This is a genomic window from bacterium (assembly GCA_021372535.1).
Classification (GTDB): domain Bacteria; phylum Latescibacterota; class Latescibacteria; order Latescibacterales; family Latescibacteraceae; genus JAFGMP01.
The window spans coordinates 1-24,644 of the sequence record JAJFUH010000151.1 but is presented as its reverse complement, the minus strand read 5'-3'; the positions used below and the strand labels follow the sequence as shown (position 1 = coordinate 24,644).

General features: G+C 53.8%; 19 protein-coding genes and 1 other RNA gene. 4 read left to right on the top strand and 16 right to left on the bottom strand.

Annotation, left to right across the window (positions count from 1 at the left end; all coding sequences use genetic code 11):
* The coding region (locus LLG96_13510) for a DNA internalization-related competence protein ComEC/Rec2 (GenBank protein ID MCE5251228.1) at window positions 1-1,750 on the top strand (1,750 nt) is incomplete at its 5' end.
* A gap of 189 nt (window positions 1,751-1,939) precedes the next feature.
* Window positions 1,940-4,582 carry a patatin-like phospholipase family protein gene (locus LLG96_13505; GenBank protein ID MCE5251227.1) on the top strand — a complete coding sequence of 881 codons (2,643 nt, stop codon included), beginning with the start codon at window positions 1,940-1,942 and terminating at the stop codon, window positions 4,580-4,582.
* A 97-nt stretch (window positions 4,583-4,679) separates the two neighbouring features.
* On the opposite strand, the gene LLG96_13500 is transcribed toward LLG96_13505, so the two are convergent.
* The 14 genes from LLG96_13500 to ffs all read right to left on the bottom strand — a co-directional run bounded on the left by LLG96_13500 (window position 4,680) and on the right by ffs (window position 18,938).
* The gene (locus LLG96_13500; protein MCE5251226.1) at window positions 4,680-6,308 is read right to left on the bottom strand and encodes an AAA family ATPase; all 1,629 of its coding nucleotides are present in this window, start codon (window positions 6,306-6,308) and stop codon (window positions 4,680-4,682) included.
* Window positions 6,302-6,976 (bottom strand): hypothetical protein, encoded by a 675-nt coding sequence (locus tag LLG96_13495; GenBank protein MCE5251225.1) that lies wholly within the window; start codon window positions 6,974-6,976, stop codon window positions 6,302-6,304. The genes LLG96_13500 and LLG96_13495 overlap by 7 nt, the downstream gene beginning before the upstream one ends.
* A 44-nt stretch (window positions 6,977-7,020) precedes the next feature.
* Window positions 7,021-7,764, bottom strand: a complete 744-nt coding sequence (locus tag LLG96_13490; GenBank protein MCE5251224.1) for a hypothetical protein — start codon at window positions 7,762-7,764, stop codon at window positions 7,021-7,023.
* Window positions 7,765-7,820: 56 nt separating this feature from the next.
* Window positions 7,821-8,582, bottom strand: coding sequence for a geranylgeranylglyceryl/heptaprenylglyceryl phosphate synthase (locus tag LLG96_13485; GenBank protein ID MCE5251223.1), 762 nt, complete (start codon window positions 8,580-8,582; stop codon window positions 7,821-7,823).
* Entirely contained in the window at window positions 8,579-11,242 is a 2,664-nt protein-coding gene (alaS, locus tag LLG96_13480; protein MCE5251222.1) for an alanine--tRNA ligase, read from the bottom strand. Before alaS ends, LLG96_13485 begins: the two co-directional genes overlap by 4 nt.
* Complete coding sequence (recA, locus tag LLG96_13475; protein MCE5251221.1) at window positions 11,239-12,285, bottom strand: recombinase RecA; 1,047 nt, start codon at window positions 12,283-12,285, stop codon at window positions 11,239-11,241. The genes alaS and recA overlap by 4 nt, the downstream gene beginning before the upstream one ends.
* A 290-nt stretch (window positions 12,286-12,575) precedes the next feature.
* Window positions 12,576-13,145 (bottom strand): RNA 2',3'-cyclic phosphodiesterase, encoded by a 570-nt coding sequence (gene thpR / locus LLG96_13470; GenBank protein ID MCE5251220.1) that lies wholly within the window; start codon window positions 13,143-13,145, stop codon window positions 12,576-12,578.
* Between the two features lie 8 nt (window positions 13,146-13,153).
* Window positions 13,154-14,380: a competence/damage-inducible protein A gene (locus LLG96_13465; protein MCE5251219.1), complete on the bottom strand. Its 1,227-nt coding sequence runs from the start codon at window positions 14,378-14,380 to the stop codon at window positions 13,154-13,156.
* Window positions 14,377-14,889, bottom strand: a complete 513-nt coding sequence (locus LLG96_13460) for a phosphatidylglycerophosphatase A (GenBank protein ID MCE5251218.1) — start codon at window positions 14,887-14,889, stop codon at window positions 14,377-14,379. Before LLG96_13460 ends, LLG96_13465 begins: the two co-directional genes overlap by 4 nt.
* Window positions 14,890-15,088: 199 nt before the next feature.
* Window positions 15,089-15,706, bottom strand: coding sequence for a CDP-diacylglycerol--glycerol-3-phosphate 3-phosphatidyltransferase (pgsA, locus tag LLG96_13455; protein ID MCE5251217.1), 618 nt, complete (start codon window positions 15,704-15,706; stop codon window positions 15,089-15,091).
* Complete coding sequence (gene recR / locus LLG96_13450; GenBank protein ID MCE5251216.1) at window positions 15,703-16,320, bottom strand: recombination mediator RecR; 618 nt, start codon at window positions 16,318-16,320, stop codon at window positions 15,703-15,705. Before recR ends, pgsA begins: the two co-directional genes overlap by 4 nt.
* A 4-nt stretch (window positions 16,321-16,324) precedes the next feature.
* Window positions 16,325-16,660: a YbaB/EbfC family nucleoid-associated protein gene (locus LLG96_13445; GenBank protein ID MCE5251215.1), complete on the bottom strand. Its 336-nt coding sequence runs from the start codon at window positions 16,658-16,660 to the stop codon at window positions 16,325-16,327.
* A gap of 1 nt (window position 16,661) precedes the next feature.
* The gene (gene dnaX, locus LLG96_13440) at window positions 16,662-18,344 is read right to left on the bottom strand and encodes a DNA polymerase III subunit gamma/tau (protein ID MCE5251214.1); all 1,683 of its coding nucleotides are present in this window, start codon (window positions 18,342-18,344) and stop codon (window positions 16,662-16,664) included.
* A 327-nt stretch (window positions 18,345-18,671) separates the two neighbouring features.
* Window positions 18,672-18,938: signal recognition particle sRNA large type (gene ffs, locus LLG96_13435), an RNA gene on the bottom strand.
* Window positions 18,939-19,587: 649 nt separating this feature from the next.
* Between ffs and LLG96_13430 the strand changes: the two genes are divergently transcribed.
* Both LLG96_13430 and LLG96_13425 read left to right on the top strand, forming a co-directional pair.
* Entirely contained in the window at window positions 19,588-20,832 is a 1,245-nt protein-coding gene (locus LLG96_13430; protein ID MCE5251213.1) for a twin-arginine translocation signal domain-containing protein, read from the top strand.
* A gap of 384 nt (window positions 20,833-21,216) precedes the next feature.
* Entirely contained in the window at window positions 21,217-21,681 is a 465-nt protein-coding gene (locus LLG96_13425) for a YbaK/EbsC family protein (protein MCE5251212.1), read from the top strand.
* Between the two features lie 107 nt (window positions 21,682-21,788).
* Here the strand turns inward: LLG96_13425 and LLG96_13420 are convergent, their stop codons facing one another.
* Window positions 21,789-22,268, bottom strand: coding sequence for a hypothetical protein (locus tag LLG96_13420; protein ID MCE5251211.1), 480 nt, complete (start codon window positions 22,266-22,268; stop codon window positions 21,789-21,791).
* A gap of 466 nt (window positions 22,269-22,734) precedes the next feature.
* On the bottom strand, window positions 22,735-23,829 hold the full coding sequence (locus LLG96_13415; GenBank protein MCE5251210.1) for a Gfo/Idh/MocA family oxidoreductase: 1,095 nt from the start codon (window positions 23,827-23,829) through the stop codon (window positions 22,735-22,737).
* Between the last annotated feature and the right edge of the window lie 815 nt (window positions 23,830-24,644).

Genomic DNA, 24,644 nt, shown 5'->3' with positions numbered 1-24,644 from the left:
GCTTATCGACCGGTACCCCTACGGCGGGCGGCGTGACATCCTCCGCGCGATGACCATCGGCGACCGTGACGGCGTTCCCGCAGAAACCCTGACACGGTTTGCGACCACCGGTATCGCGCACGTTCTTGCGGTCTCGGGGCTCCATGTCGGCTCTCTCTGCCTGGCGCTGTGGATTCTTCTGGCGCCTTTCCCGGTCTCACGGAACCGCAAATATGCCCTGATCCTTGTTTGTCTGGTGCTGTATGCGGGTATCTGCGGTTTCCGCCCCCCGGTGACACGGTCGGTGATCATGGCGGCGCTTGCGTTCGGAACGATTCTGTCCGAACGGGTGAAGAACATTGAAAACAGCCTCTTCATCGCGCTCCTGATAATTCTGGCATTCGATCCGCAATCGCTGTTCGGGCCTTCCCTCGAGCTCTCGTTCGCCGCTGTATGGACACTCGGAATGTTTTATCCTCCGGCTGCGGGAGCCCTGAAAGAAAGGATAAATCTTCGCGGAGTGTCCGGATACGGCATCCGGGCTCTTATTATATCGGCGCTTGCTACAGCCGGGACAGCGCCCGTTCTCGCGGCCCGCTTCGGTTCCCTGCCGCTGTACGGAATTTTTGCGAACATTCCGGCGGTTCTGCTCGCATCTATCATCGTCCCGCTCGGCATGACATCGATCTTTCTGACCGCGGCGGGAAACAGCATCGCGCCTCTTGCGGCGGTTTCGGCGTTTCTCACCGGCGTTCTGCTCAGGATGCTCGACGGGATTACCGTACTGGTCCCGAACCTGCCCCATGCATCTGTCACCACCGGGTCGATTTCGCTTCTCACCGGACTTGGCTGCGCCGGGTGGCTCTATCTTCTGTCGCGCTCGCACGGTCGTTCCGGTTTCAAAAAGGGGCTCGTCTACATCCCCCTCGTTCTCGCGCTTGTCTGGACATGGAATCCCATCGCCGGAGCTGGCGGTTCCGCGGAAAAGAGCGGCACGGTTGTCTTTTTCGATGTCGGTCAGGGCGATGCCGCTCTTGTCGGATACGGCGGGAAGCGGTTCTTTCTCGTGGACACCGGCCCCCGGTACGGGAATAGCGGACCGGCGGAAACCCTCATTCTTCCGAGCCTCAAAAATCTCGGAATCACCAGACTCGACGGCATCTTCATCAGTCATCTCCATGACGACCATACGGGCGGTCTTACGGCCATCCTCCGTGACATGAAAGTCGATCGCATTTTCTGCCGCGCCTCGATCCGTGATTCGCTCGCCCTTCTCTATGGCGACAGGGTTTTCGGCCTCAGTGCGGGAGATTCGATTGCGTTTCATGAAGGCGGCATGCTCGTGCTCTCTCCCGGAACAAACCCGCGCCTGTTCATGAACGGCGGGACATCCGGCGAAAACGACCGTTCGCTCCTGCTCAGGTGTGACATTGCGGAAACACGGGTTCTGTTCAGCGGCGACATCGAGGAAGAGGTGCAAAAAGTCATGACCGCATGGGGTCCGAGCCTCAGCGCCGATATACTGAAAGTCCCTCACCACGGCGCAGCGGGACTCGGCGGCGGATTCATCCACGCGGTCGGTCCAGGGCTGTCGGTCATATCGTGCGGCGCGAACAACAGGTACGGTCACCCGTCGCCCCAAACGATACAAACGCTCGCAGGCAGGAATTCGCGGATATGGAGAACCGACCGGGACGGAACCATGGAAATTCATCTTCCCGGGATGGCAACAGGAAATGATGAATCAAAATACTTCAAAAAAATCCGATAACATGGTATATTAGCTGTGATAAACCGGATAATCTTATGAGAGGGTGATGAAAAAGTCTCTTTTCATGCGCCCGGTTATGAAATATGTTGTCTGTTCGCTGCCACGGGCATGTAAATCAGCACTCCGTGCTGACCCTTGACAGGTTTTATCCACTCTTACAGGATTTTTCACAAGGTTCACGGAGGAACAGTGAATCTGCCTTCCGCACTTCTCCTTGCCTTTCTCGTGACGGGCGCAGCTCATGCCGAGACATTCAGCATCACGTATGAAAACGGCAGGATGGTTGAACGCTTCCCTGAAAAAACGCGACCCGTGATCGGTCTCGCTTTATCCGGCGGTGGAGCGCGGGGAATCGCTCACCTCGGTGTCATCGAAGTGCTGAACAATATGGGTATCCGGGTAGAACGTATCGCAGGCACATCCATGGGAAGTCTTGTCGGCGGTCTCTATGCCGCGGGATACAGCACGGAGTATCTGATCAACAGATTCGAGAATACCGACTGGTCAACCGCCATGAGCAGCTCTCCGAGGCGGCGCAGCGCATATATCAGCTCGAAAGAGATGTACGACTGGCCCCTCTTCGAGCTCAGGTTCGAGGGACTGAACGCAAAAATCCCCTCGAGTCTTTCCTCGGGACAGCATTATGCTACCACGCTCGCATGGTTCTGCCTCGGCCCGACATACGAATGCCGGAAAAATTTCGATCAGCTCCCCATACCGTTCAGATCGGTCGCTACCAATCTCAATACCGGGACAAAGGAAGTTCTCGCCGAAGGGAATCTCGCGCGGGCCATTCAGGCTTCGAGCACGGTTCCGCTCCTGTTTACCCCGGTCGAATGGGGAAACAAGCTTCTTGTCGATGGCGGTCTGGTCGATAACCTGCCCGTTCAGGTTGTCCGCGATATGGGCTCCGATTTTATCATCGCATCGGTGGTCGAGGAGAGTATGCATGCTATCGGAGAACTTGACAATGCTTTCAATGTGGCAGACCAGGTAACCAGCATCCCCATGAGAAACATGACGCGGTATTCAAAAAACTTCGCCGACTTCGTCATCAGTCCCGATGTCGATGAATTTTCCTCGACAGATTTCGGCTCCATCCACGAAATGGTGGAAAAAGGAAGGCAGGCCGCGTTACAGGCTGTTCCGGCCCTCATGGATTCACTGGAACTCAAATCCTCCGCCTGCCGCAAAACGGTTGTCGATTCAATCACTGTAGCACCCGGAGAAGACGAATCGTTTGTCCGTACAACCCTGTCATCGTTTGTAACAGCCGGGGAGACGACATTCTTCTGGCAAATCGCCGCCGGCCTGGAAAGTCTCTGGCAATCCGGACGCTACTGTTCGGTAAGCGCCGATCTCGACACCGCGGAGGGAACACTCGCCCTGACCCTGATACCTGTTCCCGCAACTGTCGTTCTCGTAATACAAGGCCGTAACCAGGACGAGATCATCAACAAAAGTGTTACCCTGCCTACGGAAACCGACCGTCCGCTTCTCATGCAGGAGGTAATCGAGAAAGTCGACAGCGAAATACGGCTTATCCGCTCGGAAGGCTTATCGTTTACCCATGTGACCGGCACCGAAATAAATCAGCCGCCCGGAACACTCACCGTAACAGCGGCAGTCCCGCAGCTTACCGATATAGTGCTGGACAGCAATATAAAGACCCGTAATACGACAATTCTTCGTGAGCTCGAATTGAAACCGGGGGATCCGTTCAACCTTTCCATGGTGATGTCCTCACTGGAAAACCTATACGGCACCAATTTTTTCGAATGGATATATCCGGATGTCGAATATTACGAGGACGGCGTACGGCTGTACATTCACATGAAAGAGAAAAACTGGACGGTGACCAGGCTCGGACTCAATTATGATGAAATGTATCACACGGAAGGCAAAATCACGTTTTCACGCGAAAATATTCTTGGTTTCGGCAACCAGCTTGCCGGAACGTTTCAGATCGGCGGGAGAAAACGGCTGCTCATGCTCGAAAGCAGAAACGACCGGATTTACAGCACACTGCTGACATACGAGATAAAATTTTACAAGAATTTCCGGCTGCGTCCCCTCTATGCCGATCATTCGTTCAAGTCCGATTACAAGGACGACCGTTACGGGGCGATATTTTCAATCGGCCAGCAGATGGATAAGCTTGGAAACGCCGTGATACAGCTTAAAACGGAAACCCTCTGGCTCAAGACAGACCCTTCCTCTTCCCTGAAGGGGGAAAAAAAGGAGCTTCGCAGTTTTGTACTGCGCTCTCTGATCGATAGTTACGACCAATACCCGTTTCCCCGGAGGGGCAAGCTCAACCTCATCTATATCGAAACCACCGAAGAAATCATCGGGGGAACCGAACAGTTCGTGAAGCTGTACTGGGGAGGGAGCATGGTGCAGACATACAACAGACGCCATACGTTCTCGGGATCGTTTTTTCTCGGCTCGGCGGACCCCTCATTGCCCGAAATCGAGTCGTTCACGCTCGGCGGGCATCCCTCACGGCTCAACTGCTACGACCACGAAAGCACCGGTTCGCACTTTTATGCCGATTTCCCCGGACTTGCGGATGAAGAAAAATACGGTAACCGTCTCGCGGTCGCAAAGGCAGCATACCGTCTTTTCGTACCGAAGTACTTCTACCTCGACCTGAGCTACAGTTTCGGAAATGTCTGGCAGAAAGGCGAGCACATCACCAAGGAGACGTTTCTCCAAGCCTACGGAATCATGGGGTCGTTTGCCACACCCGGAGGGCCGATCAGCCTGGGCTGGGGTATTACATCCGAAGGCGACGACCGGTTATACATGTCGGCCGGCTGGGAATTCTGAACCGCGATTTTCATGATTATCCGCATAACTCAAGATATAATCGCAAAATCCTCTGTCCCTTTGTCCCTCTGTCCCTTTGCCACTTTTTTTAATCAAATCACTTGAGCATCATTTTCTGGATAAACGAAGAGACCGTCTCGAAGATTTCCCTGTTTTTACGGGAGCCGAAGGGGAGGGAGATACGATACATGCTGCCGCCGAACGAAACCATGAGGAGTGCGCGGCGGCGTCCGAGAAACTTTCCGGTATCGATGTGCATGCATGAATCGATACGGATAAGGTCGGTGCCGACGGTTTTCTTTCCGGCGAAAAAAATGATGAGCCGCCTGTCGGTAAGGAGAATGTCGCAGGACTCTCTCGATGATGTGGTGGTATTCGATGTGCTGAATACGACCGGGCCGTCGCTCAGCAGGTTGCCGCGGGGGAAAATGATCATGACCAGCTCGTCTTTCCTGAGCTCGATATCTTTCGCATCAAGCCATATCCGGGTCCCGCTGTCGAGAATGTCGTATTTATTAAGAATCTGCTGAACGCGCTTCACCAGAGCGTCTTTTTCGATGTCAATATCGGCCTGGCAGACCGGGCAGATATTAGAGACCGTATCGATCAGCGTCAAACAGGCGGGGCATTTCCGGTAAAGCGGGGATTTGCACTTCTGGCAGAACTTCCGCTCTTTCGGGTTGGCTTCGGCACAGGACGGGCATGAGACGGACTGAATATCGGCAAGAGGAGGCCCGAGGCCGGAAGAAGATTTCCCTCCGGAAACAACCGGTGCGGCGTCGTGTTTTTCCCGTTTCGGAACAGGTACCGTTTTCCCGGACGGCTGAGCCGATTCCGACTTTTGAGAAGGAGTGTGCTGCTGAGATTTCAGGTATGCATAGTAATGGAATCCGTCGCCGGAAGATTCCATATCACGGCAGGCGGTTGAAACCTCGACGAACCCGATACGCCGCGCACCCTTTGCAAAGCCGACGATAAGACAGAGATCGGCCACAGAGCAGATGATGCGGGGGCATCCTTCCGAATAGTTATAAATCCCCTCGTAACCCTCTTCGGTAAAAATATCATCGGTTCTTCCGACCTTTCCGAGCCTGAACCGAACGAGGGCCCGTGTGTCCTCATAATCGAGGTTTTTGAGGAAAAAACGCACCGGCAGGCGCTGCCAGAATTCGGGCGTTTCCCTGAGCACCGTATCGAGGGGTTTCTGGCCGGAAAAAATGAATGTCAGCAGAAACGAATCGGACACACAGAAATTCAACAGTATTCTGAGCTCTCCGAGCAGGTCGGCGCGATCCTTGAGCATCTGTCCCTCGTCGACGATCACGACGACTTTGATATTGTCGTTGTAGAGTGAAAAAAGGCGGTCGCGGAGAAAGTTGAGCGCCCGGATTTTCTCGGTGGTATGAAGCTCGGCGCCGAGCTGGTGGGCGATTTCTCCGAGCATCTCTATCGGGGTCAGGGTAGGATGGTCGATAAAGGCGACTTTCACCCTGCCGGAGTAGTATTCATTGAGGTCTTTGGTCAGGCGGGAAAGCACCGAGGTTTTCCCGTTACCGGCGGTATCCGAAACAAGGAGAGCGCCGCCCTTGTGCGAAAAGATGGCATATTTGAGCCGCATGAGACATTCCGAATGCTGTCCGGACAGGTAGAGCATTTCGGGATCGGGGGTCAGCGAGAACGGTGGCTTATTCAGACCCCAGTATGTCAGGTAATCTTCGTTCACCATGCCAGCCTTTCCTCGATAAAACCGGCGAGCTTCGCCGCAATATCGCTCTTCGACGAAACGGCGGCGAGAATCTTCCTTCCCGGCCCGACAAAAAAAGCCTCGTGACAGTCATCACCGACACGCTCGAACATGTTGGCTACAACGAGGTCGAGCGCATACCGGTCAAGGAGCGCCGCGGCACGGTCGATCAGGTCATCCTCAGGGATGCCGCTTTCGAGCTTGAATCCCACGGTCAGGGCGCCGGGCATGATTTCCCTGATAAGGCCGATCACCTTGGGGGTACGGACGAGACGAACATCCCAGAAATCGTCGCCCGATGATTTTTTACCGTCGATCATCGTCCCGGGCATATAGTCGAGAACAGCCATCGCATGCACCACCGCCCTGATTTCCCTGCCGTGAGCAGCCGTCCTGAGCGCATCGATCAGATCATCGACAGTGACCACCTCTCGTGATTCGAGGAGGCTGGCATCACCGGCTGCAGGCCGTTCGCTTCCCGCGCCGTACAGATGAACCACCGGTATCCCCCGTGACAGAAGCGCCTCGACGATACGTGCTCCGAGAGCCCCGGTCGAGGTGTTCGCGATGTAGCGGATACGGTCGAAATAGGCCCTGGTGGGGCCTGAAGTAACGAGGACATGTCCCGGCCCGGTACTCCGGTCGCTCATGTGTCTGTCCCCTCCCGTGCGGAAGTGTGACGGAGTGTTTCCGTTCAGGTCATGACAGGCCTGATATGTTCGACAGTCTCTGAAAAGAGTACACTCCGGGGATTGGTAAAGAAGAGCCTCTCGGCAATATCATCGCCGTATTGTTCCTCGACAATAATCCTGGCCTCGGCAAGAGTGAAACCGCGCCGGTTGGTCGAATGGGCGTCCGAAGCGATGAAATGAACGAGTCCCCGGTCGATCAGCTGCAAGGCAAACGAGGCGATCTTGTTTCCGAATCTTCCGGTTATACTTCCCGAATTCACCTGCATGAGAACACCGTTTTGCACAAGCCGTGAGATCGTATCGAAATCATCCATCAGCGGACTGACACGCTCGGGATGAGCCAGAATGGGCTTTTTGCCGCGGTTCAAAACCTGTTCCAGGACATCTTCGAACCGTTTCGGATAATGGGTCAGCGGTGTTTCGACAAGGAAATATTTCCCGAGCCCACGGTATGTCCCGATGCTGCTTTCGATAATATCTTCCATGCCGAACTGGAAATGTATCTCCGAAGCGAGATAGACATCGATATCGAGCTTATTATCGATAACAGACTGTGATAAATCGCGGAACCGGGCAACTATGGTTTCTTCGTATCCGATCTGGAGACCATCGAGGATATGGGGGGTGGCAGCAATGACCTGGATTCCGGAATCAATGGCGTTCCGGAGCATATCGAGCGCCATCTCAAGCGAAGTGGCGCCATCGTCCACAGCATGAAGAACGTGGCTGTGCAGGTCAATCATCATGCGTATGTACCTGCCCTCAGTAAAAATCCGGAATCACCCGTGAGGGTGAAAGCACGTTACAGGGTGTGCGCTGCTTTGACAAACGAAACAAGATCCGAAAAATTATCGCTGTTTTCGAGGTGGTTTCCGACAACGATGAACGAAGCGCCCGCATCGACCTTCGCGGAAACCGTTTCGGCGCTCCTGATGCCACCGCCGACCATGACGGGAATGCCGACCTCCGCGGCGACCTGCCTGATCATCTCGTCGGGAACGGGTTTCGCGGCGCCGCTACCCGCCTCGAGATACACTATCTTCATGCCGAATATCTCCGCGGTCATGGCATGGGCAACCGCGATGTCGGGCTTGTCAGAGGGTATCGGCTTGGTGTTCGACATGTATTCGACCGAGGTCATCCGCCCCGACTCGACAATAAGATACGCCGTGGATATCGCTTCGAGCCCCATGCTTTTAATAAGCGGAGCGCTCCGCACCTGTTCCCCGATGATAAAATCGGGATTACGGCCCGAGAGGAGCGAAAGAAAGAGGATCGCATCCGCCTTTTCACATACCTGGGATTTCCCGCCGGGAAAAATGATGACGGGTATATCGATCGCTTCACTTGCCGCCTGTACCGTATCCTGAAACCCGTTCGTCATCATGAGGCTCGTTCCGATAAGAAGAGCATCCACTCCGGCATCCCTGCACTTCACTGCCTGTTCGGCAACAAGGCGCGGAGAAGAACGGTCGGGGTCCATGAGCACGAGAAATCCCGCGCCCTTTTTATCCCTGACTTCCAGAAGATAGCTGTATACGGTCATCCGGCTGTGAAAAGTCATGCCTTTCCTTTCAATAATCCGTCAATTACTCCGGGCACGGATGCGAGCGCGTCATCGAGCGCCCCGACATCTTTTCCCCCGGCCATCGCCATGTGAGGCCGTCCTCCGCCCGTTCCGCCCACCGCCTCGGCGACTTTTTTGACTATGTCTCCCGCCCTGAGCGAACGCTGTTTGATAAGATCATCGGTCACCGTCGCAACAATGGACACTTTCCCGTTAATCGCGGCTCCGAGAACGCCGACGCCGCTGCCGAGCCTGTCACGGATGGTATCGGCGAATGTCTTGAGCTCTTCCGCACTGGCAGCATCCATGCGCCCGAACGCCACTTTGACTCCCCCGACCTCGACAATGTTCGACATTATGTCGCTGCCGCCGCCGAATGCTCCCTCGGTTCTGAGGCGCCTGATTTCCTTTTCGAGCTCACGGATTTTCGCAGCCTGGCTCTCGATCCGCTCGACAACATCACCGGCCGTGGTGTTGAGACGATGGTTAATGTCCTGGAGAATACCGAGCTCGGAAGCTGCAAGCTCATAGGAACGCATGCCGGTGACCGCCTCGATACGCCGTATCCCGGCAGCAACCGAGGACTCGGACACGATCCTGAAAAGCCCGATCCGCCCGGTTCTCGAAACATGGGTTCCGCCGCAGAGCTCGAGGGATACATCGCCCATCTTCACGACCCGCACCGTGTCGCCGTACTTCTCCTCGAAGAGGCTCATGGCGCCCATGGAGCGCGCTTCCTCGAGCGTCGACTGCGTGATGACAACCGGGTAGTCCTCGATGACAGCGCGGTTCACGAACGCCTCGACACGGGCAAGCTCGTCTGCGGTGACCGCCGAAAAGTGGTTGAAATCGAAGCGGAGCCGCTCGGGGTCGACAAACGAACCGGACTGCCGGACATGCTTCCCGAGAACATCCTGAAGCCCCGCCTGGAGCAGATGTGTCGCCGAGTGGTTTCGCTCGGTGTCATGACGCGGCCCGCCGGCAATTGAAAGACGCGCCGGAGCGGAAATGAGCGAGGAGACGGCAAATTTCCCCCGCTCGACCTCGCAGATATGCGCTCTGCCCGCCTGCGGGTAATCGCGGACATCCTTCACACGGAGACCGAACGCGTCATCATGAGGCACGATAGTTCCCGTGTCATTTACCTGACCGCCCGAAAGGGCATAAAACGGGGTTTTGTCGAACACGAGCTCGACAGCGCCATCTCCGTTTTCACGATACCTGACAAGATTCGCCTCGGCAGAATCGCTTTCATATCCAACGAAAACCGAACCACCCCCGGCCGTCCCGGGGACTTCCTGCCATGGTTCACCGCTGTCGTCGACAGCCTGGAATGAGGAAGATTCGCGGGCACGGATACGCTGGGCTTCCATCGCCTTTTCAAAAGCGGCCATGTCCACGGTCAGGTTCTGTTCCTCGGCCATGATCCGTGTCAGGTCAACGGGGAATCCGAAGGTGTCATACAGCCTGAATGCGTCCTCGCCGCTGATAACCCGCACCCCGTGTGACCGGACATCAGCCGCGAGCCCCTCGAACAGATCGACTCCCTGGTCGAGGGTCTTGAGGAACCGCTCCTCCTCGCTCCTGATAACCATCGCCGTATAATCCACCCGCTCGTCGAGCCGCGGATACGCATCTCCCATGAGATCGACCACATCGCTGACAAGACGGTATATGAGCGGCTCATGGACTTCGAGCTTGCGGAGATACCGTGAAGCGCGACGGAGAATACGCCGCAGGACATACCCGCGTCCCTCGTTGGAGGGAAGCGCGCCATCCGCAATGGCAAAGCTCAGGGTGCGGACATGATCGGCAGCGGCCCTGAACGGCATACCGGTAGACTCGGCGTAGGTTTTTCCGGTAAATTCTTCAATACGGCGGATGAGTTTCCCGAGGATGTCGGTCTCGAAGATGTTTTCCCTGCCCTGCAGGACCATCGCCATGCGTTCGAGGCCGAGACCGGTATCGATGGACGGCTTGGGAAGGGGGTCCATGACGCCGCTTTCATTACGGTTGAACTGCATGAACACGAGATTCCAGAGCTCGAGAAACCGGGGGGCATCGATACTGAGCGCCTTGTACGGATCGTCGGGACCGTACTGTGCGCCGCGGTCGATATAGATTTCCGAGCACGGGCCGCAGGGACCGGTCGTACCCATGCTCCAGAAATTCTCGTCGTCGCCTTTCTCGATGTTGCCGAACCTGAGGATTCTGCCTGCGGGAACGCCGATGATATCCCTCCAGATTGCAAAGGCCTCCTCGTCGGTTGAATACACGCTCGGGTAAAGCAGGTCGGGATTGAGCCCCATTTCCTTTGTCAGGAATTCCCATGCGAACCCGATGGCGCCTTCCTTGAAATAGTCGCCGAAGGAGAAGTTACCGAGCATTTCAAGAAATGTGCCATGCCTTGTCGTATGCCCCACTTCGTCGAGGTCGTTGTGTTTCCCGCCGGCGCGGATACAGGGCTGGCAGGTGGTTGCGCGTGTATAGTCCCGCTTCTCACGTCCGAGGAAAACATCCTTGAACTGGTTCATTCCGGCGTTGGTGAACATGAGGGTTGGATCACCCCAGGGGATAACGGGCGAACCGGCTATCCTGGCATGACCGTTTTTCTCGAAATAGCCGAGAAAACTCCCGCGAATCTCGTTTGATGTCATAAATTCTTATCGTCCTTCTTCTTCTCGGTAACAGGCTTCAAACCCATTTTTTCTCTTATCTGTGCAATGATGCGGTCGCGGATATCACGATGCTCGCGGAGGAAAGCCCGGACATTCTCCCTGCCCTGACCGAGGCGTTCATTTTCGTACGAAAACCAGGTGCCGGATTTCGCGATGATATCGATCTCGCTGCCTATATCGATGGCATCGCCCTCGGCGCTTATCCCGGTGCCATCAAACATGATATCGAATTCGGCTGTTCTGAACGGTGTTGCGAGCTTGTTTTTAACCACTTTAACCTTGGCGCGCATGCCGATGGCCTCCTCGCGCTCTTTCAGGGTCGCGACACGCCTGATATCGACCCTCACCGAGGAATAGAATTTCAGCGCATTGCCGCCCGTCGTGGTTTCGGGATTACCGAACATCACCCCGATCTTCATGCGGATCTGGTTGATGAATATGACGCATGTGTTGGAGCGTGAAATATGGCCGGTAAGCTTCCTGAGCGCCTGACTCATGAGACGGGCCTGGAGACCGACATGGGCATCCCCCATCTCGCCTTCGAGCTCGGCTCTCGGGACAAGCGCCGCAACCGAATCGATCACGATGACGTCGATAGCGCCCGACCGGATAAGCGTGTCGGAGATTTCGAGGGCATCCTCTCCGCAGTCCGGCTGGCTGATAAGCAGGTTATCGACATCCACTCCCATGGTCCTCGCATATGCAGAATCGAGCGCGTGCTCAGCATCGATGTATGCCGCATAACCGCCCATACGCTGGGCATTTGCAACGATACTGAGCGCCAGGGTGGTTTTTCCGGAAGATTCCGGACCGAAGAGCTCGACAACCCGTCCCCGCGGGAAACCACCAATACCGAGCGCAGCATCGAGCGCAAGCGAGCCGGAGGGAATCACGACAGCTTCCACCTTCATGGAATCGTCGCCCAGTTTCATGATGGAACCGCGGCCGAACTGTTTCTCGATCTGACCGATGGCCAGCTCGACAGCTCTTTCCTTATTGACATCACCAGAATTCTTTTGCACGCCCGATCCCCTTTCATACCCTGAGAAATGATTTATGGTGAGCCTTTGAAATAATTCGGATAATGGTCATTATTTCCCTTCTCTTCTGTATGAGAGAAAGGTCAGGAATAAGGGCAAGTTATCGTATTACCCTCACTCCCGATCTCTCTCCCGTAAACTGGAGAGGGAAGAAAACATTATATCGTGCATTCGAGCATGTTGCTCATAATTATTTCAAAGGTTTCAAATCGTAAATCGTATTTCGTAAAATCACTTCTGTATCAAAAAGTGATTTTTTGCACAATTCGGTTTCAGACACTATCCGAACATGACACCTTCGACAGCCCGCATTCGAACGCCCTCTCGTAAATCGGCCCGTCCGGTGTCAGAGTGCTTTTCATAAGCGCCAGCGTGGAAACCTCAAACCTGACCGGCTCGAATTCCGGCAGGTTGTCCGGGGTTACGACTTTCTTATCTTTTTTAGCCCGTCCGATGGTCAGATGGGGAGAGAATGTTCTTTCCTCACGGTCGAAGCCGACTCTTTCAAGACAGTTTTCGAGCGTCTGAAACACTTCGAGCAGATAATCCGTCCCGCCATCGGCGCCTATCCAGACAACTCTCGGGCGCTTTTCGGATGGGAAATAACCAATACCGTTAAGCCCGACCTCAAACGGTCCGAACTCGGAAGCGGTGGCGGCAATACAGTCTCTCAGGTTCTTGAGTTTTGGTTCATGCACCTCACCGAGAAATTTTATGGTAAAATGGATATTTTGAGGGACCACCCATTTTACGTGTCTGAACGTACCGCGAATCGAATCGATGTACGCTCCGATTTTTTCCTGAATGTCTCCCGGAATCTCTACAGCAACAAACGTTCTCATAGCAGTTCTTATCTCTTTTTCAGATGAAGTCGTAATATATCCAATACAGCCTGTGACATTCTACTCTTATTAATAAGCCGATCTACCACAAATTGCAACTTTTTTGTCTCCGTTCCGTATACAGTCGAAATCCCCGCATACAAAAGCCCCACAGGTTTCTCGTCGCTTCCGCCGCCGGGACCTGCTATCCCGGTTGTCGAAAGCCCTATATCAGCACCCGTAACATTCCGCACTCCTTCGGCCATGGCGCCGGCAACTTCAGCCGATACCGCGCCATGGGACCCGATGAGACCGGGATCGACACCCAGCACGGAGCATTTCGATTCGTTCGAATAGGTCACGAGACCCGCCAGCAGATAGGCCGACGATCCGGGAACGTTCGTGAGACGGTGAGTGACAAGCCCGCCAGTGCACGATTCGGCTATCCCGATGGTGAGGCCATTTCCGACGAGCATATCCCCGACGACCTTCTCCATGCTTTCGCCGCCGGTCGAATAAACGAGATCGCCGAGTATGGCAACAATCTCGTCACTCAGAGCGGAAGCGCTCATCGGAGCATTTTCCTCAGTCCGTATGACAACGGCAATACCTTCGGGGCCGGGATAATAGCTGAATGCCTCACGAGCTCCGGGCAGAATCCCGATACGTTCGTAGAGCCCCGATTCCGATATACCCGTGACATGAACCGTCGCGGTTTCAGCCTTCGAAGACTCATATCCGTCCCGAATCAGCGGCAGCACTTCCTGATCGAACATCAGCCGCATCTCGTTGGGGACACCGGGCATAAGATACACAACATGGCCGTTCAATTCCAGTGAAATTCCGGGCGCTGTACCGATGGGGTTGACAAGGGGAACGGCGCCGGTCGGAATCAGGGCCTGCTTTTTATTCGACTCGCTCATGAACCACTTGCGCCGCCTGAAAAGAGCCTCGATTCTTCCCAGAACCTCTTCATCGAGCACAAGCTCGCGGCCGAAAGCCTCCGCAAGGGCCTGAACGGTCACATCGTCCGATGTCGGTCCCAGACCCCCGGTGGCGAGCGTCACATCCGACCGTTCCAGCGCGGTACGGAACGCCACGGAAATATCCGGAATGTAATCCCCCACAACGCTGACATGCCTTACAGGGAATCCGGCTTTCATGAGAGTATCGATCAGGTACGCGGCGTTGCAGTCGATCGTGCGTCCCGAAAGAATTTCATTCCCGACAACGATAATTTCGATTACAGGAGTCACAGAATCCCCGGAAAAAAGTGTATGAAAAGGCGCAGCGTCAGATTGGCATATATCCCCGCCAGAACATCATCCGCCATCACTCCCCAGCCGCCCGGCAGCTTCTCCGCCAGCCGCACGGGGGATGGCTTGAAAATATCGGCGATCCTGAAAAGCACAAATCCCGCAGCGAGACCCGTATACGACAGGGTGAGAAAGGAAAGCGTCACAAGCATCCCGACAACCTCGTCGATCACCACTCTGCCGGGATCATGGCCCCAGTACCCTTCGCATTTCCCCGAAGCCCAGACACCCAAAAGAAAAAGCGCCGGTGTACCCAGCCATAACCATTTCAACGCGCCTACGGGAACGAGCAGGTAGAGAAGCGGGCCCCAGAGCGAACCGGCCGTACCCTGCGCCCATGGCACATAGCCGATATACATCCCGCTCGCCGTAAACCGCGCCGCAAAGCCTCCGAATCCCCCGCCGGTGAGTTCCTGTTCAGCGGTCACGGATTTTTTCAGTATACCCACCGTTTTCCCGTCATGGAGTGTGAATAATCTTTGGAATATATATACCGGATAAAAAAGAGGTCAGGAGACAGGAGGCCGAAGCATGTATGACGGATTGCCGTAACAAAAGCTATGTGGTGAAATAATTATTCCCGTATCCGACCGTAAATTTCTCAAACCAATACACATTTAAAGATTCAGCGTTCAGCCTTCACAAGTATCATGCTTTTGCCGGATTTCCGGCAAAGAGATATTTGATCCAGGAATACAGTGTGAATACCACCGCTATACCGACCAGCACATCAAAAAAGGTACGGAATCCGGAAATGCTGATCCACGGCCCTGAATATCCCAGATGAAGAGCGATAATCCGGGCGCCATAAAAAACGATGATGGTTATTATCACGGTGAGCTGAATAGTCGTCTTGAGCTTTGCATCCCCGGAGGTTTTGAGCTCCGTCCCGCTTATAATCGCCCTGACCCGCATTATGGTAACCCAGATATCCCTTACAATAATCACGCCGACGAGCCAGAAATTGACGAGCCCCATGAACCAGAACTGGACGAGCGCGCCGATCACGAGGATTTTATCGGCGAGCGGGTCCATGAATTTGCCGAGTTTTGTAACCTCTTTCCTCTTCCGCGCCAGCTTCCCGTCATAGAGGTCGGTTATCGCGGCTGTTACGAAAACGATAAGAGCGAGCACGGAGGTAATCCACGAGCCCTCGGCGAAAAGCCACAGATAGAGGGGAACCAGGAGGATTCTCAGCATCGTCAGCAGGTTGGCCGGATTCATCACTCCCGCTTTAATGGAATGAACTTCCCGTTTATCGTTCATGGCTGATTTTCCGGATTTCTGAGAATATCCAGACGGCCCTCGAGCGAGCGCGCCAGGGTCACCTTGTCCGCCAGCTCCAGATCTCCGCCGACAGGAAGCCCGCGGGCGATACGGGTAACACGGACACCCGACCGTGCAAGCCGATCGGCGATGTAACTGGCGGTCGTTTCGCCCTCGACTGTCGGATTCGTTGCAACGATGACTTCCCTGACCGAGCCGTCGAGCCGCTTTTCGAGCTCCCTGATCCGGATATCATCGGGGCCGATGTTATCGAGCGGAGACAGCGCTCCGCCGAGCACATGGTACACGCCGCGAAACACACCGGATTTCTCGATTGCGTTGACATCGGAAGGATTTTCCACCGCGCAGATGACCGAGCGGTCACGGCGCATGTCGGAGCAGATCGGACAGGGGTCTTCCTCGGTCAGGTTGAAGCATCCCGAACAATGGGTCACCCTGTTCTTCACGTCCTCGATGGCACGGGCAAGCCCGAGCGCTTCTTCGCGGCTCAGCTTCATGATATGAAAGGCAAGCCGCTGCGCCGTTTTAATGCCGATACCGGGCAGGTCTGCCAGTTTCTCAACGAGCGTGTTAAAAACACCCTGTTCCTGCATAGTTTCATCCAAGCCCGGGAATACCGAGACCCGATATTCCCCCCGGAAGGAGTTTGCCCATCTCGGCTTCCATCATTGATTTAGCGTTGTCACGGGCATTGGCGATTGCCGCGACGATGAGGTCTTCCAGAAGCTCGATATCCCCGGGATCAACGACTTCCGGGTCGATTTTGACCTCGAGAATTTCCTGCTGGCCGTTCGCTATCACCTTGACCATGCCGCCGCCGGATGATCCCTCAACGGTTTTCTTCGCAAGCTCCTCCTGCATCTCAAGCATCTGTTTCTGCAGTTTCTGCGCCTGCTTCATCATATTGCCCATATTACCGAATCCCTTGGTCATTTCACTCCCTCCATGAGCCGTTGATCTCACCGTCAAAACGCCTGAGAATATCGCCGACAACAGGCTCCCGTTTTATAAGATCATCAACCTCGGTCACTTTTTTTTTACTGTCGGCATGACGCACATAACATGCGATTTTCACTGGTGTACCCACGATAGCTCCGAAAATTTCTTCAAGAGCGGACGCATTCGATTCGACCGTTTTACGGTGAAATTCATGCCCCGATTCAAACGCCAGGGTCAGTTTCCCGTTATCGAACGATTCGGGTTCGCTTACCGCAAGAGAAGGGCTCACTCCCGGTTTCACCGAGCCGATACGGTCGGTAATCGCTCTCCAGCTGCTCCTGATGGAACCGATCGCGGGTTCGACACTGAGACATTCGGGTTCCTCATCATCGGAATACCCCGGATCCATGGTATATTCGGGAACTTCCGAATCTCCGGCAGCTTCCGCTGCATCAAACCCGGAACTTTTCGCGGACGGTTTTTCCCCGTAGGCCGAGGATGCCCGCGCCGTGGGCACCGGAGGTACTCCCGCAGGCTGTCCGGCGGCTTTCGCACCGCCGAGCATGTCGAAAAGACTCTTGAGCTGCACTGTGGTTTCCATGCTCGCCATGCGGACGAGAGCCATTTCGATACGAAGCGTGGGTATCACCGCATAGGCAAGAGAGGATTCCGTATCGGTCACAACCTGTATCATCCTGACAAGGTCGCCCTGGTGGAACCATTCCGACTGCTCCCTGATTCTGAGCCGCATGTCATCCGACAGGGTGATCTGATCGAGCCCGCCCTCGAAACGGGAATAGAGCATATCGCGGAGATGACCGAGCAGCCCCTCGACGAATTCCTTGAGGTCGCCGCCCCCGTCATAATATGCGGTAAACAGCCCGAGGACACCGGCGGTATCCTGCTCATGGCACCGCTCGACAATCCTGAAAAAAATCTCACGGTCGGCGATACCGAGAACCTCGGTGACATCACCAATCGTTATATCCGTCCCCCGCGAAGCCCTGAGCTGTTCGAGGATACTCTCGGCGTCACGCATGGCGCCGGTTGCCCGCCGGGCGATGAGCATCACCGAGGAATCGTCGATTCCGATGGACTCGGCTTCGGCGATAGTCCTGATTTTCCCCGCGATTTCATGGACCGAAAGACGGTGGAAATCAAACCGCTGGCACCGTGACAGTATAGTGACCGGAATTTTATGCGGCTCGGTGGTGGCAAAAACGAAGATGACATTCGAGGGGGGCTCCTCGAGTGTTTTCAGGAGCGCGTTGAACGCTTCCCGTGAAAGCATATGGACTTCATCGATGATATACATCTTGTACCGGCACTGCGTCGAATGATACCCGATGTTGGAGATGAGGTCGCGGGCATCATCCACACTGTTGTGCGAAGCGCCGTCCAGCTCCTGCACATCCATGGAAGCGCCGGACTGGATGCTCACACAGTTTTCGCAGACGTTGCACGGCTCCTCGGCAGGTCCATGGATGCAGTTGAGCGCCTTGGCGAAAATCCGGGCCACCGTGGTCTTACCCACCCCGCGTGGGCCGCTGAACAGATACGCATGGCCGACACGGCCACTCTTGATGGCATTTTTGAGCGTCTCGGTGACATGCTTCTGGGAAATGACATCACGGAAAAACTGTGGTCGCCATTTTCTGGCGGTTACGATATAGGACATATTTTCGGCAGTGTGAAGTTTAACCTGTTAATCCGATCGATTCTCAAAATTTAATAGAACACGGATTTACGCGGATCGGACGGATTTTCACGGATTTTTTGGTTGAGATGTATACTTTTGAATAATTATTAAATGAAAGTATAAATAATCTATTATCTCAATTTGTGTCTTTGTGGTAAATATTTTCATGAGTAACCTGGATATATCTCGGGGTACCATTTATCATACGGTTCGAGGTGGCGAACCGGCCGTAACGAATTCATAAACGTCACTCCGCCGAAACAATGCGGGCCATCGCTTTTTCCGAACCATATATGAATATACAGGTCGTGCACCCTTCCTCGGCAGGGCATTTTAATGTTCCATGAAACACCCGGCTCCGGCCAAGTTGTCCTGCGGCACACGAAAGAACTTCCTACCGCTGCTATCTTCCGATCCTGACGGGGTTCGGAAGACTCCCGTTGCGCAGGTCCCGGCCTTCAACACCGGAATGGATCACTTCAGCAAAAAAATACCGAGACCTCGTCCGGGAATTCAACCCCGCTATAGCGGATTGCGGGTTACAGGGCACCGCTAGCTCCCCGTCTAGCACGACCATCTCGATTTAGTGCACCGGAACCGTGCCAGCCCGGTTTTTCAGGTCAGAGCCGGGGTTCCGTTTTCTGCATGTTCCTTACATAGGTCAGCAGAATCTTGATTTTTAAAAATATAACAGGCTCGCCCGGAAAAAGCAAGCTTCACATCATAACTGGTAACTCCCCATTTTTTTCAAGTCATACCTTTGTCCCCGATCTATTCATGAATTTTAACAGAACGCGGATTTACGCGGGTCGGGCGGATTCAGACGGATTTATTTTTTTATATCTACCGATGTAACATAGTGTAGGGGTAATTCATGAATTACCCCTACACCTTGCCTTTGTACGTTTGTGGCAGATTATTTTCACGAATAATCTTCATAATCATCGAGAGTAATAATGAAGGATGAAAAATATATGCGGGCTGTACATGGATTCCCGATTAAAGATCCGGGAATGACTGTATTATGGGGATTCCCGACACACAACCGGGGCTTCAGTACCGGGAACCATAGATGCATTTTCAGATAAAATCCGGGATATATCCTATTTTCCCTGTTATGATTACACTTTTTTAATTATAATGGTTATCATTAGCGGAAGTGTGTTACCGCTTTCCAGAAAATTCAAGATAATATATTGCATATCCGTTGAAAGGAACCTGTATGAAAAAAGCGAAAAGAACGCTCGATGGCTGCGGGACAGGCGCTATATCGCGCCGCCGTTTCATCACGGAAGCCTCATCGACCGCCGCGGCCGGGGCAGCCGCGATTTCCCTCGCCGGCTGTGGACAGAAACCCGCCCAAAAATCCGGCAAGGGACTGAAATATGTGATGTTAGGCCGGACAAACATGAAGACATCGGTGTTCCTCGGCGACCGTATGGCCGATACGGAAATGTACAAGGCCGCACTCGATGCAGGGATCAACTACTGGCACAAGTTCGGTCACTGGGTCGATCCCGCGCCGTACGAACTCTTCCGTGAACGGGACCGCGATTCTTTCTACTGTGACACGGTAGTGGCAAGCCTCGAAAAGGACAAGGCCATCGAGATTTTCGAGGGCTGCCTGAAAAAAACCGGGCTCGAATACATCGACGGATTCAAGGTTCATTCCCAGTACCGCAAGCCGGAGGACGTCAAGGCGAAAACGGGCGTGATACAGGCGTTCGAGACCCTCAAGAAACAAGGCAAGACACGTCATCTCATGATGTCCCAGCATGTCAACACCTCCGAGATATTCGAGGCGGCCATCGACAGCGATTTCTTCGACCTCATTCAGGTGCCCGTCAACCCGACAGTGCCGCGCGACTATTTCACCGACGATAAATTTTCGCAGACGAGCCAGGACCGGTATCTCGCGCTCATCAAGAAGGCCGCCGGCAAGGGAATCGCGGTCACGGCGATGAAGGTCTTTCTCTACGGCGCAAAGAACTGGGAAGAAGTGCCCGATCTCAGGGAGCGTGTGAGCGCGTACCTGCCGGACAACAAGAGCATCGCCACCGCGCTCATACACTGGGCGCTCAATGTCCCCGGCGTGAAGGCGTACGGCAGCATGCTCTATTCCTTCGACGAACTCAAGGAGAACCTCGAAGCGGTCGGCGGCACTCTCACCGCCAGCGAGGACCAAGGACTCAGGCGGTTCGCCGAGTGCATGGGCGGGTACTACTGCCGCATGTGCGGAGCATGCGAGCGGGCCAACCCGGACGGCGTAGCGGTGTCGGACATCCTCCGGTTCTCCGGCTATTACACGGGATTCGGCGCAACGAGGGAGGCGCGGGAGTATTACGCGCAGATTCCGAAAACGAAACGGGCCGATGCAGTTAATGATTACCGTTCATACGAAAAGGCGTGCCCGTATGGTGTACGGGTCGGGGAACTGCTGAGAAAGGCGCATGAGAGGCTGGGATAAGGGGGAAAACGGAAAGAAAGATCACTTATCCCTGAGCCCAGTCAGTACTGACTGAGGCTATACGACATAAAAACGGTTTTATGTATTTAAACTGTCTGAACCATTGATTACCGTGATTAACTGATTGCCATGATGATATTGGTCATTATCCCGGTTTTAATCATGAAAATCATTTAATCATTTCAATCAGCGGTTCAGACTTTTTTTCTTTAAATACCTGTCTCCGAAAAATAATACTTGAATTTGCATGATTCTGATTATTAAATAAGGAGTAAAATAATAGAGAGGGATATTCGAAGTATATCATGGAATAGACTTCATGCGTTCGGTATCGTTGGCTGTGGTGTCGGAACGGAAAAGTCAGGACATCATAAAGGAGGGTATATGCCGGTACGGAAATTGAAGGAATTCCTCGACAGCAAGGGGATAAAGTATGTAACGATAAGCCATTCAAAGGCTTATACGGCGCAGGAGGTGGCGGCTTCCTCCCACATCCCGGGAAAGGAGCTGGCGAAGACGGTCATGGTCAAGATAGACGGCAGAATGGCGATGGCGGTTCTGCCCTCCTCTCATCAGATCGATTTTCACCTCCTGAGAAAGGCCATCGGGGCAAAAAACGCCGAGCTTGCCTCCGAGGAGGAGTTCAAAGACCTCTTCCCCGAGTGCGATGTCGGCGCGATGCCGCCGTTCGGGAATCTCTACGGGATGGATGTGTATGTCGCCGAAGCGCTCAGCGTTGACGAGGAGATCGCGTTCAACGCCGGTTCCCACACGGAGCTCATCCGTCTGAAATACGCCGATTTCGAGCGGCTGGTCAAGCCGAAAAAAGTGCGGTTTGCTTCGCTTTGACCGGTATTTTCACCGATTCGGAAAACCATATACACACACAAAAGCCACTCCACTGCGGGGTGGCTTTTTTTGCTCTTTTTTCGCCTGCATTTTCACGGTAAATCATATCAGAACCAGTAACGCATGCCGATTGCGGCGTTCCCGGTCAGCTCGGTCGCGGGAGCGATATCCATGATGGGCGCGATCTCGAAGAAAGCATCGAACGGCGCATCCTCGAATTCATATGATGTCCCGATAACGAACCGTATCCCGATCCTCGATTCTTCCTCGATACGGAGACGGCCTCCGATGCCGTAATAGAGAATCAGTGAACCCTCGGTAATCTCCAGATTATCGTTGAGAATTTCACGGTTATGGTTGAGAACATCGACATGAACGTGGAGATGAGGTTCCTTGACAAACGACCATGCCACAGCGCCGTCATACGCAATCGTTCCGGCCTGACGGTATTTAAAGGAAAATCCCGTCGGCTCGCCGATAATTAGCCCGACTCCGCAAGTTCCGGGCTGGGCGGGCGCAGGACAGGCGGTAAGCATATACACGATAGAAGCAAGAGGCGATATGGTCAGCAGAATTCTTTTTATCACGTGTTCTCTCCGGTTTTTTCTATTATCTGATGAAATGAGGAATGAAAGAATGCTTCACGAGCATAATATAACAAATCAACATATAACAAATCAACCGGAGGTTATCAACGCCATCGTATGTTCGGTAAATAACCATTTTTAAGGTCACTTTTTAATCTGATACTTTCCTTTGCTCGCCCGAAGGAAAGTATCCAAAGGAAAGGGCGCCCGTGAAAAGCCTTCTTCCCCGTTCACAACCGTTTTTCGGGAATGTGTGAACTCACGAGCCTTCGGCTCGCTCGGACAGCACCCATTCTCTTTCCGAAAACCGATTGTGAACGCGGGGCTTTTCAACGGGTTTGTAAATTCTCGATCTGAAGTAGCTTATATTCTATTTACAATCAAGATGTTACATGATATTTTCATATTAATGTCTGGGGATTATCATTTCCATTGTGAAACCGGGCTTTTATCAGTACTCACCGCTTTAACGGGCGCCGCCGGGTTTGTAATCTGCTTCGAGCGGCAGCGCAACCGGTCTGTCCGTCTCGGCGGCCTTGTATATTCCGAGGATGATCTCGGTTGACTTCCGCGCCTCATGACCGCTCACGGGCATATCGTCTCCCCGGAGCAGAGCCTCGTAGGCAGCACGGAAACAGCGCACATGGTTGTCGAGACCGAGCATGGGGGACGATGACGATCCGGATACCCGCACCGCTTCGCCGAACGAGGCGGTTTTGTCGGCGCCGCCCCAGCAGGCACGTGTCACGATTCCCTCGGTAACCGATGCCCAGCCGTCGGTTCCCTTTATTTCGAGGCTCTGGCCGATGCCCGGTCTGAAGCAGGTGCCGCCAAGAATGGTCATGGAAGCGCCGTTTGCGAGCGCCAGTTCGCCGTACCCGAAATCCTCGGCCTCGATATACGTGTGAACGAGCCGTTCCGCTATTCCCTTCCTCACCGTTTCCACCGGCGCGCCCATGAGCCACTGGAGGAGGTCGATGTAGTGGATTGACTGGTTTATGAGCGCCGCGCCGCCGTCGAGGGAATATATGCCATGCCATGAGGACCCGGTGTAGTATTCGGGATTACGGTAGAGTTTGCACTCGGTGGAACCCTCGATTATTTCGCCCAGATTCCCTTTTTCGATAACGTCCTTCAGGCGCTGCACATGGGGATTATACCGGTGCTGGAAGCTGACCGTGAGCTTCACGCCGTTCTTTTCGCAGACCCCGATGGCACGGTCGATCCGGGCGAGTGTCACTTCGAGCGGCTTGTCGCAGATTACATGCCTGCCCGACAGCGCGGCCCGCTCGATATATTCGAGGTGCTGTCCGCTCGGCGTTGTGATGTGCACGACATCCATGTCCGGATGCGCGAAGAACCGGTCGATGTCGCGGTATACCGCAACCGAGCCGTCAAGCGGAAAATCCCCGGGAGCACGCCCTTCGCGGGGGATTTCGCTCCTGTTCCAGACCGCGGTCACTTCCACGAGGTCGCCGAGTCCCTCGACGAGGGCCCGGTAGTGCATGTTTCTCCCGGCCAGCCCGAAGCCGATGATTCCTGTTTTTTTGCGCGATTTCATACTATTTTCCCCTCTATGGTGAACACGCTGTACCATTCCTTACATGCTTATGGTATACTTATAGTATATTAGACCGGAGAGGCTTTGTATGTCAAGGAACAAAATGTTTTTCATCGAATACCGGATTTTTAAAATTTTTATTCTGATACTTTCCTTTGCTCGCCCAAAGGAAAGTACCTCAAAGGAAAGGGCACCCGAGAAAAGCCTTTATCCCCGTTCACTGCCCGTTTTTCGGGAATGTGTGAACTCACGAGCCTTCAGCTCGCTCGGACAGCACCCATTCTTTTTCCGAAAACCGGTTGTGAACGCGGGGCTTTTCAATGGGTTTCTCAATTCACGGCTTTAATAGAACATACCTGTTAACAGTCAACATATTGATCAACACTCGAAAATGTTTTTTAACCCGGATTTATCTGAAAACGTATCGGCGGTTACTGGCGTCGAAGCTCCTGAAACATTGTCATTCTCAAATCTTTAATCGGGAATCCATGAGCAGCCTGCATACCTTTTTCATCCTTCCTTATTACCATCTATGGTCATGGGGTTATTCATGAAAATATTTCGCCACAAAAGTACAAAGGCAAGGTGTAGGGGTAATTCATGAATTACCCCTACACTATGTTACATCGGTAGATATAAAAAAATAAATCCGTCTAAATCCGCCCAATCTGCGTTCAAATGAACTACCCCGCAGCAGAGCTGCGAGGTATCAAACTCTCACCCAAGGCCATCAAGAAATGAGAGTTGTGCATCATAGATTTGTTTGTACTGTTTACCTTGTTTTTCAACATAGTTGCGTATCACTTCTTCATTGC